The 3055-nt window shown below is 34.0% G+C and carries 3 protein-coding genes; all 3 read left to right on the forward strand.

The genetic code is table 11. The features are described from left to right. Window positions 1-555 precede the first annotated feature (555 nt). The 3 genes from B2X33_RS00460 to B2X33_RS00470 are packed head-to-tail and all read left to right on the forward strand — an operon-like array spanning window position 556 to window position 2713. On the forward strand, window positions 556-1308 hold the full coding sequence (locus B2X33_RS00460) for a ParA family protein (protein ID WP_296666672.1): 753 nt from the start codon (window positions 556-558) through the stop codon (window positions 1306-1308). Window positions 1309-1343: 35 nt separating this feature from the next. Then, window positions 1344-1673, forward strand: coding sequence for a hypothetical protein (locus B2X33_RS00465; RefSeq protein ID WP_296666674.1), 330 nt, complete (start codon window positions 1344-1346; stop codon window positions 1671-1673). A gap of 23 nt (window positions 1674-1696) precedes the next feature. Then, window positions 1697-2713: a replication protein RepA gene (locus tag B2X33_RS00470; protein WP_296666676.1), complete on the forward strand. Its 1017-nt coding sequence runs from the start codon at window positions 1697-1699 to the stop codon at window positions 2711-2713. Window positions 2714-3055 lie beyond the last annotated feature (342 nt).

Raw genomic sequence — 3055 nt, forward strand, 5'->3', positions numbered from 1 at the left:
GCGGTTCGGCAACAAGTTGCCGCCGGGCTTTGCGCAGTTTCGGCTCTCGCCTGCATTAGCGGATTTTCCGCGGAAAATCCGCTAACGCTCCGCGCTGCTCCAATCCCTACCGCTTTAAAACAAAAAACTCTCATAGATAACCAAACTGTTACATAAAGTTTTTCAGTTTTAAATGTAACAGTTTGGTTATCTGCCAGCGAATAATTTTTTTATCTTTTCCTTTTTTAACCTCAAAACTTAAAAAGCCCTCAAAACCGCTTCAAATTCTTTCAGACGACAAATTACTCAAAAATAAAAAACAAACGCTTCTACGGCAATCCTCGCACGTCTTTTTTCTGTTTAGATATTTTCTAATCTTTCTAATCTTTTTTATAAACTATATTAGATTTTTTATTATATTTTTATCAATCTTTTATATTAGTTTTTATCTAATCTTTCTAAGTTTTTATTTTAGAAACCTAATATTTATTAGATTTTTTATTTGCTTTTTTCTAAAAAATATGATTAGATATTAAAAAATATAAAAATTCATAAAATTTGGAGACAGGCAAAAAAATGAAAAAAATAGCGGTTGCCATACAAAAGGGTGGAGTAGGCAAAACAACAATTAGTCTTTCGTTGGCAGCGGAACTTGCCTTGCAAGGAAAAAAAGTTCTTCTTATAGACGCGGACCCTCAAGGAAACTCCACAGGAACATTGCTGGAATCTTTTGACCACGACCTTGCAGAGGCTCTTTACGGCGATGTTACAATTGATCAGGTCATATCAGCAACAACAGTCGAAAATCTTTTTGTAATTCCGACAAATTCAATCGACAGAAAAGGAAGCCGCTCACTAAAAACATACCGCTCAAGCGAAGCTCAAAAAGAACCTTATATCTTTGTAGACCTTTGCGATGAAGTTGAAAAACTCGGCTTTGAGTACTGTATTTTTGACACATCTCCAGCATTCGACGCCTTTGAAGAAGACATTATGACAGCGTCTGACGAAGTTATTGTTGTTATAAAAGCAGACGCATATTCTCAGGACGGGCTTCAAATTTTCAAAGATAACCTGGACAGTTATAAAAAACGCCGTCGCGTCCAAAATCCCAAATTTGAAACAATAGTCCTTAACGAAATCAACAGAAGCATAAAGCTTACAGATATTATTTCTGAAGGTTTAAACGCCGGAGATTTTAATGTCGTTTATGTTCCTGTCGATCAGGATTTTAAATATGCCACAATTGAAAGACAGACAATTCAGCAGCGCGGAGGAAAAAAAGAAACTCTCGACGCTCTAAAAAAACTTGCAGATTTGATAAAATAACAGTGTAGGGCAAAACTTTTATTGGAGGAACAAAAATGCCGATCGCAACAAAAAAAATACCTCAAGAATTTTTAAATCAAATAAAAACAAACCTCACAAAAACAGAAAAAACTGAAGAACCTGCGGAAAAACTTGCCGCAACATCAGTTTCCAAGACTTCCGCTGAGCCTAAAAAAGGAAAATATGCCGACGTAATGAACATAAGGCTTTCGGAAGGCCGCCGCGAAGAAATTAAAAAATTCTGCACAAACTGCGGAGTTTCAATAACTCAATACATCGAGTCTTCTTTTGAATATCTTTCAAAAGAAGTTGCTGCCGGAAGAATCATAATTTCAAAAGGCGGAATTTCAAGTACCGGCAACTAAAAAACGGATGGAAAAAAATCAAAATGGGAAAAAAAATAAACCGGGAAAACAGCCTTATTCCAATTGATAATTCGGCGGACGAACTGTTCGAATCCCTTAATCAACTGGAAACTCAAAAGACAAAAAATGTTTTAAGTTATATTCCGAGTTTTTTTACGACAGCTTCTTTGCCTTTTAAGAATATAAATAAAACAGAGTTTATACGAAAAGCAAGCAATGGAATTTCTTTGATATTGAATTCTCCAACAAATGTTCCGTTTGGAAAGTATGGACGGCTAATTCTTTCTGTTTTTACAACGCATGCAGTTCTTTCTAAAGAAAAAAATGTGCCTGTAATCGTTGAATTTGATTCCTTGTCGCAACTTTTAAATGAAATGCAGCTTCCTCGTCAAAGGGGAAAAGACATTCTTGAGCAGCTCTCGTGCTTTACAAGAGCAACATTTTCGTTTGAGAAAAAAGAAGAAATTCAGCTTCAGGCAAGTTTATTTAAAGAATTATATGAACCTGGAGAAAAAATTCCAAAAGGTCCGGTCGAAGTAAAAACAACGACAACAGGAACAATTCTTTTTACAGATGGCGTTCAGTTTCAAGAAATTATAGATCCGTCTTCAAAAAGTCAGCGTGTTGGAAAATTTAAAATTATTCTTTCTGCAAATTTTGCCGCTTTTTGTCAGACACATGCAGTTCCGATTAACTATACTGTTTATAAAGATATTACAAGTCCGGTTGGAAAAGACATTTATGCCTGGCTTGTTTACAGAAATAACGGACTTATGGCAGAAAAACCTGTCTTTATACCAAGAGATAAACTTGTTGAACAGTTTATGCCCGTTGCAGAAGATTCTGATCCAAAAATTGCGAATGTAAATTATTCCCGGATAATTGATCAAATAAGAGAAATAAAAAAAGAGTATTATCCAGAATTAAAAGTTGATATTGATAAAACCGGAGCAGGAATTACCTTGTTTAAGAGTCCTACACCTGTTCTTGCAGATGATGTAAGATATGCCCTTATTTCTTCTGATTTAGGAGGATTGTAACAGTTTGGTTATAAAATTTTGTGTAACAGAGTTGTTATCTATTTTTAGGAAATCCACAGAATTTGCTTTTCTATTATTAGTTTAAATATATTATTAGATTATTATTAGATATAATAGTAGAAATAACTAAATTGTTACATTCGGATAACATGACTGTTACATAGAAAATTTGAACTGTAAGTTTCTTCTATAATATAAAGAAAATAAAACTTATCCACAATGATAACGTAACTGTTACATAAAAAAAGAGATTTCCACAGGCTGTTGTGGATGAGTATAACCAAACTGTTACATTTTTTGATAACAAGATTGTTACATATAAAATAAAAGCAGCAAGAATTA

It is taken from the genome of Treponema sp. UBA785 (genome assembly GCF_002297065.1).
Lineage (GTDB): Bacteria > Spirochaetota > Spirochaetia > Treponematales > Treponemataceae > Treponema_D.

Excerpts from the sequence above, each read along its gene's own strand:
- B2X33_RS00460 (WP_296666672.1), top strand. The coding sequence starts at position 556 with ATGAAAAAAATAGCGGTTGCCATACAAAAGGGTGGAGTAGGCAAAACA.
- B2X33_RS00465 (WP_296666674.1), top strand. The coding sequence starts at position 1,344 with ATGCCGATCGCAACAAAAAAAATACCTCAAGAATTTTTAAATCAAATA.
- B2X33_RS00470 (WP_296666676.1), top strand. The coding sequence starts at position 1,697 with ATGGGAAAAAAAATAAACCGGGAAAACAGCCTTATTCCAATTGATAAT.